This window comes from Myxococcus sp. MISCRS1, from assembly GCF_026626605.1.
Classification (GTDB): Bacteria; Myxococcota; Myxococcia; order Myxococcales; family Myxococcaceae; genus Myxococcus; species Myxococcus fulvus.
Genome location: NZ_JAPNKB010000001.1, coordinates 9,651,102 through 9,666,942, shown reverse-complemented (window position 1 = coordinate 9,666,942; position 15,841 = coordinate 9,651,102). Strand labels below are relative to the sequence as shown.

Sequence of the window (15,841 nt, the reverse complement as noted above, 5' to 3'; positions counted from 1 at the left end):
GAAGCCTCCAGCGCGGTCCACAAGCCCATCTCCAGGCCTCCGCCGCGCCCTCCGCCCACTGGAACACCACCCTGCCCTGGAACTGTCACCTGCCCGTGAGGACACGCCCCGACGTCGAGTGGCGCAGGTGCGCGGATGTGGGCCTCGACTCGGGCGGGGGGCTAATAGGTGAGGACCATCAGCTCCTCGTCCACGTAGGCGCCGCCGATCTTCAAGGCCCGGGGCTCCACGCCGTAGGTCTGGAAGCCGACGGAGCGGTACAGCGCGTGCGCGGACGTGTTGCCGGCGACGACGGCGAGCAGGAGCTGCTCGACGCCGGGCAGCTTCCGTCCCTCGGCGATGGCGGCCTGGAGCAGCCGGCGGCCCAGCCCGCGCGACTGCGCCTCCGCCGGGACGTACATGCCCCAGACCACGGCCTTGTGCGCGCTCTTGCGGCGAGGCTCCCGGCGCACGCCCACCATGCCCACCAGCTTCGTCCCATCATAGGCGCCGAGCACCCGCTGCGAGTCGCTCGACTCCAGCCGCGGGCGCATCTCGTCGAGCGAGCGCAGGGACTCCTCCTCGAACGAGGTGCCGAACGACTCCGGGTGCTCCTTGAGCGCGCGCAGCCGCAGGGCGAAGAAGGCCTCCACCTCCGAGGGGAAGATGGGGCGCAGGGCGATGTCCCCCTCTCCGCTCGAGCGCCCCTCCTCCTTGAGCACCGCGGTGAAGCCCTGGACGAAGTCCGGGTAGCGCGGCGACCAGCCCAGCTCCTTGAGCCGCGCGTTGGAGATGGCCCGATCTCCCCGGAGCGACTCGTGCAGCGTCTCCAGCGGCACGCGGGGCGGCGGCGTCATGCCCAGCCGGTGCGCCAGCCAGGTGACGGTCTCTTCCAGCGGCGCGGCCCGGTCATCCGCCGCGCAGTAGAGCGCGCCCGGCGTGCCGCGCTCGAGCACCGCGAGGATGGCCGCGCCCAGGTCATCGACGTGGATGCGGGAGATGCGCCCGCCTTTGTCCGGGAGCCGGAGGTTGCCGGAGAGCAGCCGCGAGTGCGCGCCGCGCCCCGGGCCATAGATGCCGGCGATGCGCAGCACCATCGCGCCCAGCGGCAGGTAGCGCGACTCGGCCTCCAGTCGCGGCAGCGACGCGGGCCAGGTGACGTCCACCGGCGTGTCCTCGTCCACCACGCCGCGCGCGCCGCCGTAGACGCCGGTGGAGGACAGGTACATCAGCCGCGCGGGGGGCTGGGCCGAGAGCGCCTGGGCCAGGGCCACGTCGAGCCCGGCCTCGGGCGGAATCGAGACGACCACGTGCGCGCCCTTCGTCTGGAGGAGCGCGTCCTCCAGCGAGGCGACGCGGGCGCCCGCGCGCTGGAGCTCCTCGCGGCGGGCGGTGTCCCTGGTGGTCGCGAGCACCTCGCGCCCCGCCCGGGCTTGACTGACCGCGAGCCGCGTCAGCGTGTATCCAGAGCCCAGCAGGACGAGAGGTGGCGTCATGCCCCCCGCGATAACGGGAGCGGGGGGCGAACGCAAGGCGGGACGTGTCGACTACAGCTCCGCGCTGGCGCGCGGGTCGATGATTCCGCACTCCTTGATTTTGTAGAGCAGCGCCTTGTAGCTGATGCGCAGCTTGCCAGCCGCGCGCCGCTTGTTCCACGCGGTGCGCTGGAGCATCGCCAGGATGGCCTCGCGCTCGGCCAGCATCGCCGCGCGCTTGCCGATGTCCTTCAGCGACAGCTCGCCCGTCGGCGGGGGCGGAGGCGGAGGCTGGGGCACGTCGAACGGGTTGACGTAGCGCGGCGCCGGAATCACCGAGTTGAGCGGCTCGTGCACCACGGGCGTCGGCGCGTGCGGCTGCATGTGGGACAGGGCCGTGGCGCCGGCCACGTTGCGCGAGGGCATCTCCAGCACCTGGACGGACGAGGCCGGCGGCGCGCGCACGGGCTCCTCCATGCCCCGGCCGCCGTAGACGCTGTCGTCGCCGGCGTACGCGGTGGGCAGCGACGGGGCGCTCGCGGGAGCGCGGCCCTCGCCGTGGAGCTCGTCGAGCACCAGCGTCGGGTCCTTCAGCACGCACAGCCGGCGCACCATGTTCTCCAGCTCGCGCACGTTGCCCGGCCAGTCGTAGTCCGCGAAGGCCTGGAGCACCTCGGTGGGCAGCTCGTTGACGCCGGAGATGTACTGGCGGCCGTACTTCTTGAGGAAGTGGTCCGTCAGCGGCATCACGTCCTCGCGCCGCTCGCGCAGGGGCGGCAGCCGGATGGCCACCACGTTGAGGCGGTAGTAGAGGTCCTCGCGGAAGTTGCCCAGGGCAATCTCCTTCTCGAGGTCGCGGTTGGTCGCCACCACCACGCGGCTGTCCACGCGCACGCTCTTCTTGCCACCGACGCGGAAGAACTCCTCGTCCTGCAGCACCTGGAGCAGCTTGGCCTGCAGCCGGATGGCCATCTCGCCAATCTCGTCCAGGAAGATGGTGCCCTGGTCGGCCAGCTCGAACTTGCCGGGCTTCTCCGCCGTGGCGCCCGTGAAGGCGCCGCGCTCGTGGCCGAACAGCTCGCTCTCCAGCAGCTCGCCCGGCAGCGCCGCGCAGTTCACCTTGATGAAGGGACGGCCGCGGCGCTGGCTGCGCGCGTGGATCTCACGCGCGATGACCTCCTTGCCCGTGCCGGACTCGCCCAACAGCAGCACCGGGACGTTCTCGTTCGCGATGCGCTCCACCAGCGCGCGCGCCCGACGCATGGACGGCGACGTGGAGATGAGCACGCGCGCGTCCGCGCCCGTGTCCACCACCGGCCGGGGCACCACGCCCTGAACCACCGGCTGACGCTCCGGGGCACGCGTCCCCAGGGCGCGAGCCAGCGCGTCCTGCAGCTCGTCATTGCCCAACGGCTTGGACAGGTAGTCGCTGGCGCCCATCTTCATCGCCCGCACCGCGTCGTCCGCGCCCGTCAGGCCGCTGAGGACGACGACGGGGGCGTTGCCGCCCTGCCCCCGGTAGCGGCGCAACACCTCCAGGCCGCTCATCTCGGGCATGACGACGTCCAGCAACACCGCGTCGAACGAGCCTCCCGCGAGCATCTCCAGCGCCTGCGCGCCACTGGACGCACAGCGCACCTGATAGCCCGCGCTCCCAAGCAACTCGGACAGGAAGGTGCGAACCGACTCCTCGTCATCCACCACCAGCACCGCGATCCGATCCATCCCCTCGCCTCCGCTCGCCCTCTGCATCGAACCTCCGCCCATCCTCACACCGAGAGCCGGGTCATGGACCCGGTCAGTCGACGAAATTCACGCGTGCGCCGCATCTCCTGCTGCGCCGCGCTCAAGAGCTGCATCGGCGTCCCCACGGTGTCCGGGAAGCTCACGGCCCCCAGCTCCAACGTGGTGCGCACCACCCGTCCATCCACCTGGAAGCGGGCCGCCTCGAACCTCGCGGCCACCCGCGACAACAACACCGGCACCGCCTCCGCGGGCGTGCCCGGCAACATCAGCGCGAACTGGCTGTCGCCCACCCGGGCCACCGCGTCCGCCTCGCGGACCGTCTGCCCCAGCACCACCGCGCTGTACACCAGCAGACGCTCCGCCATGCCCCGCCCGTACTCCTTGCGAAGCGCGCTCCAGCCCCCCACCTCCGCCGCCACCACGGAGAACGTCCCGCCGTAGCGCTCGCACCGGCGCACCTCCAACCCCATCAGCGCCAGCAGGAACGGCTTGTTGTAGACGCCCGTCACCGGGTCATGCAGCGCCAGCGCCGTGTCCTCTTCCTCACCCGCCGCGGCCCGCAGGACCGCGGCCTTCAGCCGCAGCTGCGCGTGCAGCTTCACCGCCAGCTCCGCCCCGCTGCCCCCGCGCGGCACCACGTCCACGCACTGCCCCTTCTCCAGGCAGTGCTGGTAGGCCCCCGCGTCCTGGGGGTCCACCATGTACAGCAGGGGCACGGTGCCTCGGCTGAGCTGCCGCAGCCGCCGGGCCACCTGCACGGCGCTGAAGTCGGGCGCCTGCACCGCGAGGATCACCGCCTCCGGCCGGATGACCTCGAACAGCGGCACCGCCGCGTCGAAGCGAGTCACGGGAACCACACGGAAGCCGGCCTCCCCGAGGAGCATCCGGGTCCGCTCCAGGTCGTCCGCCCTCGGCTCGATGAGCAGCACGGTGGGCGGCTGTCCCGCCTTCCCCACCCGCTTGCGTCGAACGCTCACCACATCCGCCTCCCCACCAGAATTTTCTCCACCGCTCCTCCGGCGCGTGCCCGGAATTACAGTCTCCAGCCCTTCCCTGACCTCTTCATCCCCCCGGATTTCCTGGGGAAGGGCATTCGGCTACCCATCCTGGGCAGCGGTTTTAGCAATGGACATGCCACCTTGGACTTCACGCAGCCGGGCCTCCAGCTCGGCCTCCGTGACGCGGTATTTGAAGGCGGGCACCCCGTCGATGACGATCACCGGGATGTCGTAGCGCCACCGCTCGAACAGTTCCGGGGACTCCAGGATGGAGATGAGCCGCAGCTCGAAGGGGATGCGAGCGCGGACGGCCTCCACGACGTCGGCTGCCTTGTCGCAGAGCGAGCATTTGGGTTTCGAGTAGATCTCGACTCTCATGGCGTGCAGGATGGACGGCCGATGCGCGGCCTGACTGGTGACTTCTCGACGATGCCCCTCAAGGACCTCGTCGTCTACCTCGGGAACCGACGGGCCACGGGCTCGCTCAAGGTGGAGCGCGGGGACGTGCGCAAGCAATGGGTCCTGCGTGACGGGCAGGTCGTTTGCGCCAGCTCCAATCAGCCTCGGGAGTTCTTCGGTCAATTCCTCATCAACATGGGGCATCTGACGGAGGCCCAGTTGGAGAAGGCCTTCGCCACGCAAGCCCAGACGCGGGTGTTCCTGGGCAAGGTGCTGGCGACGTCGGGAGTGGTGCCGGAGGCGATGGCGCGCTCGACGTTGAGCCACAAGTTCCGGGAGATGATGTTGGACGCCTTCCACTGGCAGGAGGGGGAGTTCACCTTCGAGGCCTCGGACACGGCGCCGGACATCGCCGGGTTGGATGTGGAAGTGGACCTGGTGGACATCCACCGCGAGGGCGAGTTCCGGGAGACGGCGTGGGAGGCCATCCGCGCGGTGTTCCCCACGGGCGGCACGCGGCTGGCGGTGGACGAGCGCAAGCTGCCCGAGCGCAAGCCCGGCAGCATGGACGAGCGCATCATCCAGCTCATCCATGACGGGCTGAGCATCGACGGGATGGCGCGGGCGCTGCACGCCACGGACTTCTTCCTGTACCAGCGGCTGTACGCGCTCTATCGCCTGGACGCGGTGAAGGTGTCGGACGAGGCGCCCGTCCCCGTCACGGCGGCGGTGGTGGAGGAGGAGAAGCAGGAGGGCGGCGTCATCGGCGCGGAGTCGTCCTCGGACGAGGTGCTGCAGGCAGCGCAGCTCTTCCTGGACGCGGGCAATGTCCGGGATGGCGAGGCGCTCGCGCGGCAGGCGCATGAGATGTCCCCGTCGCCCCGCTCCGCGGCGCTGGTGAAGTCGGCGCAGGAGAAGCTGCTGGCCGAGCTGCGGCGGGAGCTGATGGACTCGGCGAAGGTGCCGGCGCTGCTGGTGGCGCCCGCGAACCTCAAGACGCTCCAGCTCACCGCGCCGGAGCGCTACCTGCTGTCGCGCATCGACGGACGGCGGGACATCGCCGCCATCGTCCACGTGTCGCCGCTGCAGGAGCTCGACGCGCTGAAGTTCCTCCACGGCTTCGTGGACATGGGGCTGGTGAAGCTCACCGCGCGGTAGGAGGCCACGCGGGCCTCGCGCTCAGTGCTTGCCAGCCGCCGACGCGGGCGCGGTGACTTCGACGGGCGCGGGCACTCGCTCGAGTCCGAGCCGGATGGCCTCACGTCCGAGCCACGTTCCCCGGATGCGCCACTTCGGGTCATTGACCACGAGCGCGGCCACGGCGACGCGCGGGTTGTCCCGGGGCGCGAAGCCGACGAACCACGAGTAGTCCCGGAAGGGATTGCGGTCCGCGAGCGTGCCCGTCTTGCCCACCGCGTCGTCCACGCGGAAGTGCCGCTCCCGGAAGACGCCGCGCGCGGTGCCGTGCGTGACGGTCGTCTCCAGCATGTCGGTCAGCGCCTTCGCCGCCTCGGACGTCAGCACGCGCTCGGGCTCCTCGGGGGGCAGCAACACGCCGGGCCGAGGCTCGGGCTCCACCAGCACCGGGGCCACCCACAGCCCATCGTTCGCGGCCACGGACGCCACCAGCGCGCCGTGCAGCGGCGAGAGGTAGACATCCCCGAACCCCGCCCCCGTGTTCGCCAGCGCGAAGCCCTCCTCCGGCACCGCCGCGAGCGACACGTCCGTGGGCACCACGAAGTCGATGGCGCGATTGAAGCGGAAGCGCGCGGCCATGTGCCGCAGCACCTCCGCGGAGAGGTGCTTCTGCGTGAGCTTGGCGAAGATGACGTTGGCGCTCTTGCCCATCGCCATCGCCAGGGAATAGCAGGCCCCGTCCCGCTCGCTGTCCTCCAGGTGCCGCTCCGTCAGCCGCCGCTTGCCGCCGTGGAAGCACTCCTCCATCTCCGGCGAGACACCGGCCTCGAGGAGCGCGCTGCCCGTGACGATCTTGAAGATGCTCGCCGCCGGGAACACCGCGCGGAACGGCAGCCCCCGCAGCTCCGGCTGCGCCGCCGAGTGCTCCGCCAGCGCCAGCACCCGCCCCGTCGACGGCTCCAGCACCACGGCCGCGCCGTACGGCACCTCGTAGTCGCGGAGGATCTTCGTCAACTGCGCCTGGAGCACCGGGTCCACGGTGAGCACCTTCTCCTCACCGTTCTTCTCCTTCACCACCAGTCGCTCACCCTGCAGCTTCGCGCGCGCCAGCAGGTCCTGGGACTTCGCCATCGTCCGCAGCGTGGTGATGGGAGGCGCCGTCAGCCGCGAGGGCACCGGCGAGGGCGGCACCAGCCCGGGCACCGTCACCAGCGTGGCCAGCCCACCGTCCGCCCCGCCCTGCACCGCGGCCGCCGCCACCGCCTCCGAGTCCGAGCCGCCGTCCTCTCCCGGAATTCCTTGGGCCTCCAGCGGACCGCCGCCGCCCGCGTGGGCCCCGGGCCCCGCGTCCTCGGGCGCCATCGCCACGCTCCCCGCCTCCGGGGAGGACGCCACGACGCCCGCGTCCTCCGGGCCCACGGCCGGAGCGCTCCCGGGCGGGGACGCGTTCGCGCCCAGCAGGAGGGAGAGCGGCAGCAGGGCGGCGGCGGACAGGAGTCGTCGGCGAATCGTCATGTGCGGCGCGAGGGGGGCGAGGAGGGGGGAGGCAGGCGAATCCTAGCGGCTGGCGGCCCGCTGTCCACGGACGCTTCCCTGCCCGCCCGAACGGCGCCCTCGTCAAAAACCAGGCGACGGCGTGTGCACCTCCCCAGTAGGGTCCCCCACACTTTGGACGGACTGAAAGAAACCCTGGTCATCTGGAGCGCGGAGCTGCGCCGGGCCGTGCGCAGCGGGCGCGCGGTGGTGCTGCTCGGGCTCTACAGCATGTTCTCCGCGCTGGTGCTGCTGGTGGTCGGCTGGCTCGCCCGTGAAGTCCGCGCCGCGGTGAACCAGAAGCTCGCCGAGGCCGGCGGCGCGGACGCGGACACGTCCGCTCGCTTCGCCGAGGAGATGCGCAAGGGGGTGCTGGGCTTCCTCACCAGCAACGACACCGCGATGATGGAGGCCCTGGCGCAGGTGCCCATCGAGGTGCTGCTCGTCTTCAAGGTCACCCTCTTCTTCCTGCCCGCCTACGTCGCGCTGATGGGGTTCGATCAGATCAGCGGTGAAGTCGGCCCGCGCTCCATGCGCTACCTCACGGTGCGCGCCCGCCGCTCCTCGGTGCTGTTGGGCAAGTTCCTGTCCCAGGCGGCGCTGCTGGTGGGCCTGGTGCTCGTCATCGACCTGGCCATCTTCATCTACGCGCGCATCGCCAACCCGGACTTCGGCTTCGCCGCGCTGAGCCTCAACCTGCTCAAGTTCTGGATGGCCGCCATCGTCTTCTCGCTGTCCTACGTGGCGCTCACCACGCTGTGCTCCAGCCTCTTCCGCAGCCCCGCGGTGAGCCTGGTCTTCAACTTCATCCTCCTGTTCGTCTTCTGGCTGATGGACACCGTGGGCCGGGCCTCCAGCACGGTGGGCGCGGCGTCGGGCCAGGAGGAGGGAGCCCTGCGGTTCCTGCGCTACCTGTCGCCTTCCTATTACGCCGGGAACCTGCTGCACCCGAGCTTCACCGAGTTCGGCGTGAGCGGCGCGGCCTACGCGGGCTTCGCGACCATCTTCCTGCTGGGTGCCTACGGCGCCCTGCGCGCGAGGGACCTGTGAGCGAGCTGGCCATCGAGTTGTTCAGCATCACCAAGCGCTTCGGTCCCAAGGTCGCGGTCAACAACGTGAGCTTCTCCGTGCCCAGGGGCGCGGTGTATGGCCTCATCGGCCCCAACGGCGCTGGCAAGACGACCACCTTCTCCATGATGTGCGGCTACCTCTATCCGTCCGAGGGCACGCTCAAGGTCATGGACGTGGACCCCACCACCCCCGGCGCCCTCAAGGGCCGGCTGGGCGCCCTGCCCCAGGACGCGGTGCTGCCCCCCGGCTGGGAGGTGGGCGCGCTCCTGATGTACTGGGCGAAGCTGTCCGACCTCGACGCCCCCGAGCGCGAGGCCCGCGAGGCGCTGGAGAAGGTCGGGCTGATGGAGGCCTGGAACGTCCAGACGCAGGCGCTCAGCCACGGCATGGCCAAGCGCACCGCGATGGCGCAGGCGCTCATGGGGCAGCCCCCGCTGGTGCTGCTCGACGAGCCCACCGCCGGACTGGACCCCCGCATCGCCGCGCAGGTGCGCCAGGTCATCAAGGACATGAAGGGCCGCCAGACGGTGGTGGTCTCCAGCCACAACCTCCAGGAACTGGAGGAGCTGTGCGACGCGGCGGCCATCCTCGACAAGGGCACGCTGGCGCAGGACGGCAGCATGTCCGAGCTCACCGGCCAGGGCGCGGAGTTCCGCGTGCAGATCGCCCGCGGCACCGTCATCCCACCGGAGATCGCCACCCTCCCCCACGTCACCGACGCGCGCCTGGAGGGCGAGCACGTCCTCGTGGTGCGCTTCGGCGGTCAGGTGCCTCCCGAGGAGGTCATCAGCCGCGTCGTGGCCCACCTGCTCCAGAGCGGCGTGCTCATCCTCGGCGTCAGCCGCGGCCGGCGCCTGGAGGACCGCGTCCTCCAGTTGCTGTAGCCACCGGGTTTCAACCCACCTTGCGGACCCAGCCCACGTAGCTCGTCTCCCTGCGCTCCAGGCGGACGAGCTCGTGGCCCGTGGCCTCGCACCAGGCGGGCAGATCCGCCTCCAGGCCCCTGTCGGTGGAGACCAGCTCCACGAGCGTGCCGACGGGCAGCCGCCGCATCGCCTTGGCGATCTCCAGGATGGGCACCGGACAAGGCCTGCCGGAGGTGTCCACTCGCACGCTGTTGTCCATCCGCGAACTGTCTCCCATGGGTGAGATCCGAGCGTGCGGAATTTTTCCGAGAACCGCCCAGTTTTCGGGCCCCTGAGGGGCCTTGGTGGCGAGCCCGGAGGGCTTCCACTCGGCTTGCGTGTCTGGAAATCCCTCTGTTAAGTACCCCGGCCCTCTCGACTTTTCTCGTACATCCACGCTCGGGGCCGGAGTCGGACCTATGGCGAAGGAGCAGAACCCACCCATGAAGCCCAATATCATCGTGGCCCTGCTGGTCGGCCTGGTGCTTGGTTTCGTCGGCGGCCGCGTCTACAGCGGCTCTCCCACGAAGGCCGAAACCAAGCCCGCCGCTCAGGCTGGTCAGGCCAACCCCGCGCGCCGTCCGGTGGACCCCACCGTGTTCAAGGTTCCCGTCGAGGGTTCCCCCACCCGGGGCAACCCCGAGGCCCTCATCACGTTGGTCGAGTTCTCGGACTACGAGTGCCCCTTCTGCAGCCGTGCGAACGTCACGGTGGAGAAGCTGGAGGAGGAGTACGGCAAGAAGCTGCGCGTGGTGATGAAGCAGAACCCGCTCTCCTTCCACGCTCGCGCCAAGCCCGCGTCCCTCGCGGCGCTGGCCGCTGGCGAGCAGGGCAAGTACTGGGAGATGCACGGCAAGCTCTTCGCCAACCAGAAGAAGCTGGATGACGCCTCCCTGGAGCAGTACGCCAAGGAGCTGGGCCTGAACCTGGACAAGTGGAAGGCCGACATGGCCAGCCCCGCGCTGTCCGAGGTCATCCAGAAGGACCAGACGCTGGCCGGCCAGCTCGGCGCGAGCGGCACGCCCGCCTTCTTCATCAACGGCCGCTTCCTCTCCGGCGCGCAGCCCATCGACAACTTCAAGGCGCTCATCGACGAGGAGCTCGGCAAGGCCGAGGCCCTGGTGAAGGGCGGCGTCCGCCCGGCCCAGGTCTACGCGAAGATCATCGAGAAGGGCGCCGAGCGCGCCGCCCCCAAGGCGGCCCAGCAGCAGCAGCAGGCCCCCGCGGTGAAGAAGATCGACGTGCCGGCCGACTCGGCCTCCTTCGGCCCGGCCACCGCCAAGGTGACCATCGTCGAGTGGTCCGACTTCGAGTGCCCGTTCTGCAGCCGCGCCGTCCCCACGCTGACGCAGATCAAGAAGGACTACCCCAAGGACGTGCGCGTGGTGTTCCGTCACCAGCCGCTGTCCTTCCACGCCAACGCCAAGGCGGCCGCCGAGGCCTCCGAGGCCGCGCGTGAGCAGGGCCGCTTCTGGGAGTACCACGACAAGCTCTTCGCCAACCAGAAGGCCCTGGACCGCGCCTCCCTGGAGAAGTACGCGCAGGAGCTGGGTCTGAACGTCGCCAAGTTCAAGGCCGCGCTCGACTCCGGCAAGTTCAAGGCGAAGGTGGAGGCGGACAGCGCCGCTGGCAGCGCCGTGGGCGCCAACGGCACCCCGACGTTCTTCGTCAACGGCCGCGAGCTCGTGGGCGCGCAGCCCTTCGACGCCTTCAAGCGCCTCATCGACGAGGAGATCGCCAAGGCCGACAAGCTGCTGGCCTCCGGCACCAAGCCCGAGGAGCTGTACGCGAAGCTCAACGCGGACAACGTGGCCAACGCCCCGGCCGCCGCCGCCCCCGGCGCCCCCGCCGAGCCGCCCGTCCAGAAGGTCGACGTCGGCAACGCCCCGGTGAAGGGCCCCGCGAACGCGCCCGTCACCATCGTCGCCTTCTCCGACTTCGAGTGCCCGTTCTGCAGCCGCGTGGTCCCCACGCTCAAGCAGATCGAGGACCAGTACCAGGGCAAGGTGAAGGTGGCCTTCCGCAACCAGCCGCTGCCCATGCACGCCAACGCCAAGGCCGCCGCGGCCGCCGCGCTGGCCGCGCACGAGCAGGGCAAGTTCTGGGAGATGCACGACAAGCTCTTCGCCAACCAGCGCGCGCTGGACCGGGCCTCGCTGGACAAGTACGCGCAGGAGCTGGGCCTGAACGTGGACAAGTTCAAGGCCGCCCTGGACAGCAACAAGTTCGCCCAGCAGATCGAGGCGGACGCGGCGGACGCCGGCCGTCTGGGCGCCACCGGCACCCCGACGTTCTTCATCAACGGCCGCACCCTGGTGGGCGCCCAGCCGTTCGACGCCTTCAAGCGCGTCATCGATGAGGAGCTGAAGAAGGCGGGCGCGGTGGCGGCGGACCGCAAGTAGTCCGCTCGCTGCAGCCCTGAAGCACTCGAGGCCGTCGGACCGCTTGGGTCCGACGGCCTCTTGCTTTCACACGCCGCGGAGGCGCGGGACTTCAGGACACGGCGATGGCGTCGATCTCCACCTTGGAGCCGCGCGGCAGCGCCGCGACCTGGACGGTGGCGCGGGCCGGCGGGGCGCCGGTGAAGTAGCGGCCGTAGACCTCGTTGACGCGGGCGAAGTCACCCAGGTCCGTGAGGTAGATGGTGCTGCGCACCACGTGGCTGAAGTCCAGCCCGGCCGCCTTGAGCACCGCCTGGAGGTTGAGCATCACCCGCTCCGCCTGGGCGACGACGTCCCCCGGCACCATCTCCATGGTGACGGGGTCCAGGGGAATCTGCCCGGAGAGGAAGGTCATCTTCCCCGAGTCCACCTGCACCGCCTGCGAGTACGGACCGATGGCCTTGGGGGCCTGGTCCGAGTGGATGGTCTGTCGAGCCATGGAGCGCACCTCGAGGAGTCGGGCGGCCGGAGGTGGCCGCCGGATTTCCTGGGCGCTCTACCACGAATGGCGGCCCTTTAGATTCGCTCCACGGAGTACACGCCGCTCAAGCGCTCGATGGTGCGCATCAGGTCCGTGAGCTGCTTCAGGTCGGAGATGATGACCTCGAAGGTGTTCACGGCCCGGTCATCCCCGGTGGCCCGACAGTTGGCCTGGGAGATGTTGACGCCCTTCTTCGAGAAGATGTTGGAGATGTCCGCCAAGAGGCCCGTGCGGTCCGCGGTGAGCACGCGCAGGGTGACGGGGCGCTTGAAGTCACCGCGCACATCCCAGCTCACGTCCACGCGCCGCTCGGGGTCCGTCGCGAGCGCCTTCTCGCACCCCACCGTATGCACCGTGACGCCCCGTCCCCGGGTGATGAAGCCGGCGATGGGGTCGCCGGGGACGGGGTTGCAACACCGCCCGAAGCGCACCAGCACGTCATCCACGCCGCCAATCTGCACGCCGCTGCGGTTGCTGCGGCCCACCAGGCGCTTGGCCAGGTCCGTCACGCGCGACAGGCCGGGCAGCATGGACGAGCCCCCCGAGGACGCGCCGTTGCCGGAGGACTCCCCTCGCGGCGTGGCCTCCGCCTCGTTGCGCTTCTCCTCGGGCACCAGCCGCTGCACCAGCTGCTGCGGCGTCACCTTGCCGTAGCCCACGGCCACCAGCAGGTCGTCCTCGACGCGGAAGCCCAGCTCCTCGGCGACGCGCTTCACCTCGCCGTTCTTGAGCAGGCGGTTGAAGTTGAGCTGGAAGCGCTTGAGCTCGCGGTCCGTCAGCTCGCGGCCCAGCTGCAGGCTCTTCTCGCGCTGCTGCTGCTTGATGAAGCCGCGGATGCGCTGCTGCGCGCGGCTCGTCTTGACGAAGGTGAGCCAGTCCTTGGACGGGTGCTGCTGCGGGCTGGTGAGCACCTCCACCGTGTCGCCGTTCTTCAGCTTGTAGCGCAGGGGAACGATTTTTCCGTTCACCTTGGCGCCCACGCACCGGTTGCCCACGTCCGAGTGGATGGCGTACGCGAAGTCCACCGGCGTCGCGCCGCGAGGCAGCGAGCGCACGTCGCCCTTGGGCGTGAAGACGAAGACCTCGTCGGTGAAGAGGTCCACCTTCACCGTCTCGAGGAACTCCTTGGGGTCCTTCAGGTCCTGCTGCCACTCCATGAGCTGGCGCAGCCAGGCGAACTTCTCGTCATCCTTGGAGATGACCGCCTTGCCCTCCTTGTACTTCCAGTGGGCCGCGATGCCTTCCTCGGCGATCTTGTGCATCTCCGCGGTGCGGATCTGCACCTCCACGCGCTCGCTCAAGGGGCCAATCACCGTGGTGTGCAGTGACTGGTACATGTTCGGCTTGGGGATCGCGATGAAGTCCTTGAAGCGCCCCGGCACCGGCTTCCACATCTCGTGCACCAGGCCCAGCGCCTCGTAGCAGGCGGGCGCGGTGGGCGCGATGATGCGGAACGCGATGATGTCGTGGATCTGATCGAAGTCGATGCCCTGCGCCTTGATCTTCTTGTAGATGCTGTAGACGTGCTTGAAGCGGCCGCTCACGTCGCCCTTCAGGCTCCGCTCGGCCAGCTTGGTGCGCACCAGGTCGCAGGTGTCCTCGATGTACTTCTCGCGCTCCTTCTTGCGCTTGTTGAGCTTCTCCTGCAGCCCGAAGAACTCCTGCGGCTTCACGTAGCGGAAGCTCAGGTCCTCCAGCTCCGTCTTGATCCAGGAGATGCCCAGCCGGTTCGCCAGGGGCGCGTAGATGTCCAGCGTCTCCTGGGCGATGCGCGCCTGCTTCTCCTCGTTCATGTGGTCCAGCGTCCGCATGTTGTGCGTGCGGTCGGCCAGCTTCACGAGGATGACGCGGATGTCCTGCGCCATCGCGATGATCATCTTCCGGAAGTTCTCCGCCTGCTTCTCCTCCTGGGAGAGGCTGGCGGACGCGGAGAACTTGGACAGCTTGGTGACGCCGTCGACCAGCTGGGCCACCTCGGCGCCGAACAGCTCCGTGAGCTCCTCGGCGGTGGCGAGCGTGTCCTCGATGGTGTCGTGGAGCAGCCCGGTGACGATGGACGCCTCGTCCAGCTTGAGGTCGGCGAGGATGCCGGCGACCTCCAGCGGGTGGACGAGATAGGGCTCTCCCGACTTCCTCAGTTGGCCCTGATGCACCTTGGCCGAGTAGACGTAGGCCTTCTTGATGATGTCCAGGTCGGGGTCCGGGTGGTACGAGGAAACCCGTTGGAGGATGTCGTTCAGGCGGATCATCGAAGCAGGGGGAATCGTAACTTCGTGCCGGAGGGGGGGCAACGTTGCCCCACAGTGCCTGTCACATTTCTCTTCCGGGATTGTCCCACCCGTCGCGTTCGCTTTCGTTGACCCGACGTTTTACGCGCTCGTAGATTCGCCTCCGCCCATGTCACAGCTCTTGTTGTCGGCTCTCTCCGTGGTTTGCCCGAACTGTGACGGGTTCAATCCGCCGCGCTCGGCCACCTGTGTGCTGTGCGGCCAGGCCACGGGGGAGGCGCCCACCGCCAAGGCCCCCGCGTCCAAGCCGGCCACCACGGGCCGCCCCCCGCCCGCCGTGACACCCCAGGGAGGCCGCCCGGCGGCCGTCGCCTCCTTCCCCGGGCCTCGGGGCTCCGAACCCGTGGGTCCTCCCACCACCCCGCCCCCGCCCAGCGCCATTCCGCCGGGGATGAGGCCGTCCGCCCGGACGCCGCCCCCCACGGCCGCCGCGGGGTTGATGGTGGAGCGCCCCGCGAACACCCGCCCTCCGGCGGCGCAGCCCGCGGGCAACGCGCCTCCGTCCCTGGCGCCCCGAGCCGCGCCGCAGGGCCCCGCGAACACCCGGCCGCCTCCGCCGGTGCCCGACGCGGCGATGCCCGGACGCACGGGGACCTCCGCCCCGGCCGTGGCGGCGCCCCGCCCTCCACCGGCGGCCTCGCGCTTCGGGCTGGCGGTCATCGCCGGGTCCACGCGGGGGCAGCGCTACAAGCTGCCGGTGACGGGGTGCGTGGTGGGCCGGCAGCGCGGCGCCATCCTCTTCCCGGATGACGGGTTCGTCTCGCCGCTCCATGCGACGTTCCTGGTGAAGGACGGCGCGCTCTTCGTGCGCGACGAGAACAGCGCCTCAGGGGTGTTCGTCACGGTGGCGGGCACCGAGGCCATCACGGCGCGCACGCACTTCAGCGCGGGCCAGCGGCTGTTCCGCTTCACGGGGCGCCTGGAGCCCGTCGCGCCGGTGCCGGGTCGGCCCACGGTGTACGGCGCGCCCGTGCCGCTCGGGCAGGCGGTGTACGGCGTCGAGGAGGTCATCATGGGCGGCCGAGGTGGCCGCGCGGTGGTGACGGCGGCGCCCCTGCTCACCCTGGGACAGGCCCACTGCGACCTGAGCTTCCCCGGCGACGAGGGCCTCGCGGGTCGGCACTGCGAGCTGTCCCCCACTCCGACGGGTGCCTTGCTCAGGGACCTGTCCGGAGGCCTGGGTACCTACGTGCGAATCCCTCCCGGCGAGGAGCGCCCGCTTCGACCGGGCGACCGCGTCCGGCTGGGTCAGCACGTGCTGCAGGTGGAGACGCTCGCCTGAGCGAGCGGGTGTGCTCCGTTCGGGCGCCCACGGACGTCCCACGAGCAGCACGCATCAGAGCATGCGCGGGAGCGCATGACCGCTTCGGGCGAGACGAGTCATGCCT

The 15,841-nt window shown here is 70.1% G+C and carries 13 protein-coding genes; 5 read left to right on the top strand and 8 right to left on the bottom strand.

The genetic code is table 11. The annotated features are described in order from the left end of the window. Positions 1–161: 161 nt before the first annotated feature. The 4 genes from OWM54_RS38775 to OWM54_RS38760 form a co-directional block, all read right to left on the bottom strand. The gene (locus OWM54_RS38775) at positions 162–1,475 is read right to left on the bottom strand and encodes a GNAT family N-acetyltransferase (protein ID WP_141326021.1); all 1,314 of its coding nucleotides are present in this window, start codon (positions 1,473–1,475) and stop codon (positions 162–164) included. Between the two features lie 51 nt (positions 1,476–1,526). Further along, the gene (locus tag OWM54_RS38770) at positions 1,527–3,179 is read right to left on the bottom strand and encodes a sigma-54-dependent transcriptional regulator (protein ID WP_248546602.1); all 1,653 of its coding nucleotides are present in this window, start codon (positions 3,177–3,179) and stop codon (positions 1,527–1,529) included. 44 nt (positions 3,180–3,223) lie between these two features. Next, positions 3,224–4,177, bottom strand: coding sequence for a GGDEF domain-containing protein (locus OWM54_RS38765; protein ID WP_223747675.1), 954 nt, complete (start codon positions 4,175–4,177; stop codon positions 3,224–3,226). A gap of 120 nt (positions 4,178–4,297) precedes the next feature. Continuing rightward, positions 4,298–4,576: a glutaredoxin family protein gene (locus OWM54_RS38760; protein ID WP_141326019.1), complete on the bottom strand. Its 279-nt coding sequence runs from the start codon at positions 4,574–4,576 to the stop codon at positions 4,298–4,300. Positions 4,577–4,597: 21 nt separating this feature from the next. Between OWM54_RS38760 and OWM54_RS38755 the strand changes: the two genes are divergently transcribed. Further along, positions 4,598–5,755 carry a DUF4388 domain-containing protein gene (locus OWM54_RS38755; protein ID WP_223785186.1) on the top strand — a complete coding sequence of 386 codons (1,158 nt, stop codon included), beginning with the start codon at positions 4,598–4,600 and terminating at the stop codon, positions 5,753–5,755. 21 nt (positions 5,756–5,776) lie between these two features. Here the strand turns inward: OWM54_RS38755 and OWM54_RS38750 are convergent, their stop codons facing one another. After that, entirely contained in the window at positions 5,777–7,249 is a 1,473-nt protein-coding gene (locus tag OWM54_RS38750) for a penicillin-binding transpeptidase domain-containing protein (protein ID WP_267700625.1), read from the bottom strand. Positions 7,250–7,402: 153 nt separating this feature from the next. Between OWM54_RS38750 and OWM54_RS38745 the strand changes: the two genes are divergently transcribed. Continuing rightward, on the top strand, positions 7,403–8,317 hold the full coding sequence (locus tag OWM54_RS38745) for an ABC transporter permease (RefSeq protein WP_267700624.1): 915 nt from the start codon (positions 7,403–7,405) through the stop codon (positions 8,315–8,317). Then, positions 8,314–9,222 (top strand): ABC transporter ATP-binding protein, encoded by a 909-nt coding sequence (locus OWM54_RS38740; protein WP_267700623.1) that lies wholly within the window; start codon positions 8,314–8,316, stop codon positions 9,220–9,222. Before OWM54_RS38745 ends, OWM54_RS38740 begins: the two co-directional genes overlap by 4 nt. Positions 9,223–9,232: 10 nt before the next feature. Here the strand turns inward: OWM54_RS38740 and OWM54_RS38735 are convergent, their stop codons facing one another. Continuing rightward, positions 9,233–9,481, bottom strand: coding sequence for a sulfurtransferase TusA family protein (locus OWM54_RS38735; RefSeq protein ID WP_223747670.1), 249 nt, complete (start codon positions 9,479–9,481; stop codon positions 9,233–9,235). 205 nt (positions 9,482–9,686) lie between these two features. Here OWM54_RS38735 and OWM54_RS38730 point away from each other — a divergent pair, with 205 nt between their 5' ends. Beyond that, positions 9,687–11,645, top strand: coding sequence for a DsbA family protein (locus tag OWM54_RS38730; protein ID WP_267700622.1), 1,959 nt, complete (start codon positions 9,687–9,689; stop codon positions 11,643–11,645). A gap of 91 nt (positions 11,646–11,736) precedes the next feature. On the opposite strand, the gene OWM54_RS38725 is transcribed toward OWM54_RS38730, so the two are convergent. Both OWM54_RS38725 and OWM54_RS38720 read right to left on the bottom strand, forming a co-directional pair. Further along, complete coding sequence (locus tag OWM54_RS38725) at positions 11,737–12,123, bottom strand: RidA family protein (protein ID WP_255653080.1); 387 nt, start codon at positions 12,121–12,123, stop codon at positions 11,737–11,739. A gap of 77 nt (positions 12,124–12,200) precedes the next feature. Continuing rightward, the gene (locus OWM54_RS38720; RefSeq protein WP_046714383.1) at positions 12,201–14,414 is read right to left on the bottom strand and encodes a RelA/SpoT family protein; all 2,214 of its coding nucleotides are present in this window, start codon (positions 14,412–14,414) and stop codon (positions 12,201–12,203) included. A gap of 148 nt (positions 14,415–14,562) precedes the next feature. Here OWM54_RS38720 and OWM54_RS38715 point away from each other — a divergent pair, with 148 nt between their 5' ends. After that, complete coding sequence (locus tag OWM54_RS38715) at positions 14,563–15,735, top strand: FHA domain-containing protein (protein ID WP_267700621.1); 1,173 nt, start codon at positions 14,563–14,565, stop codon at positions 15,733–15,735. Positions 15,736–15,841 lie beyond the last annotated feature (106 nt).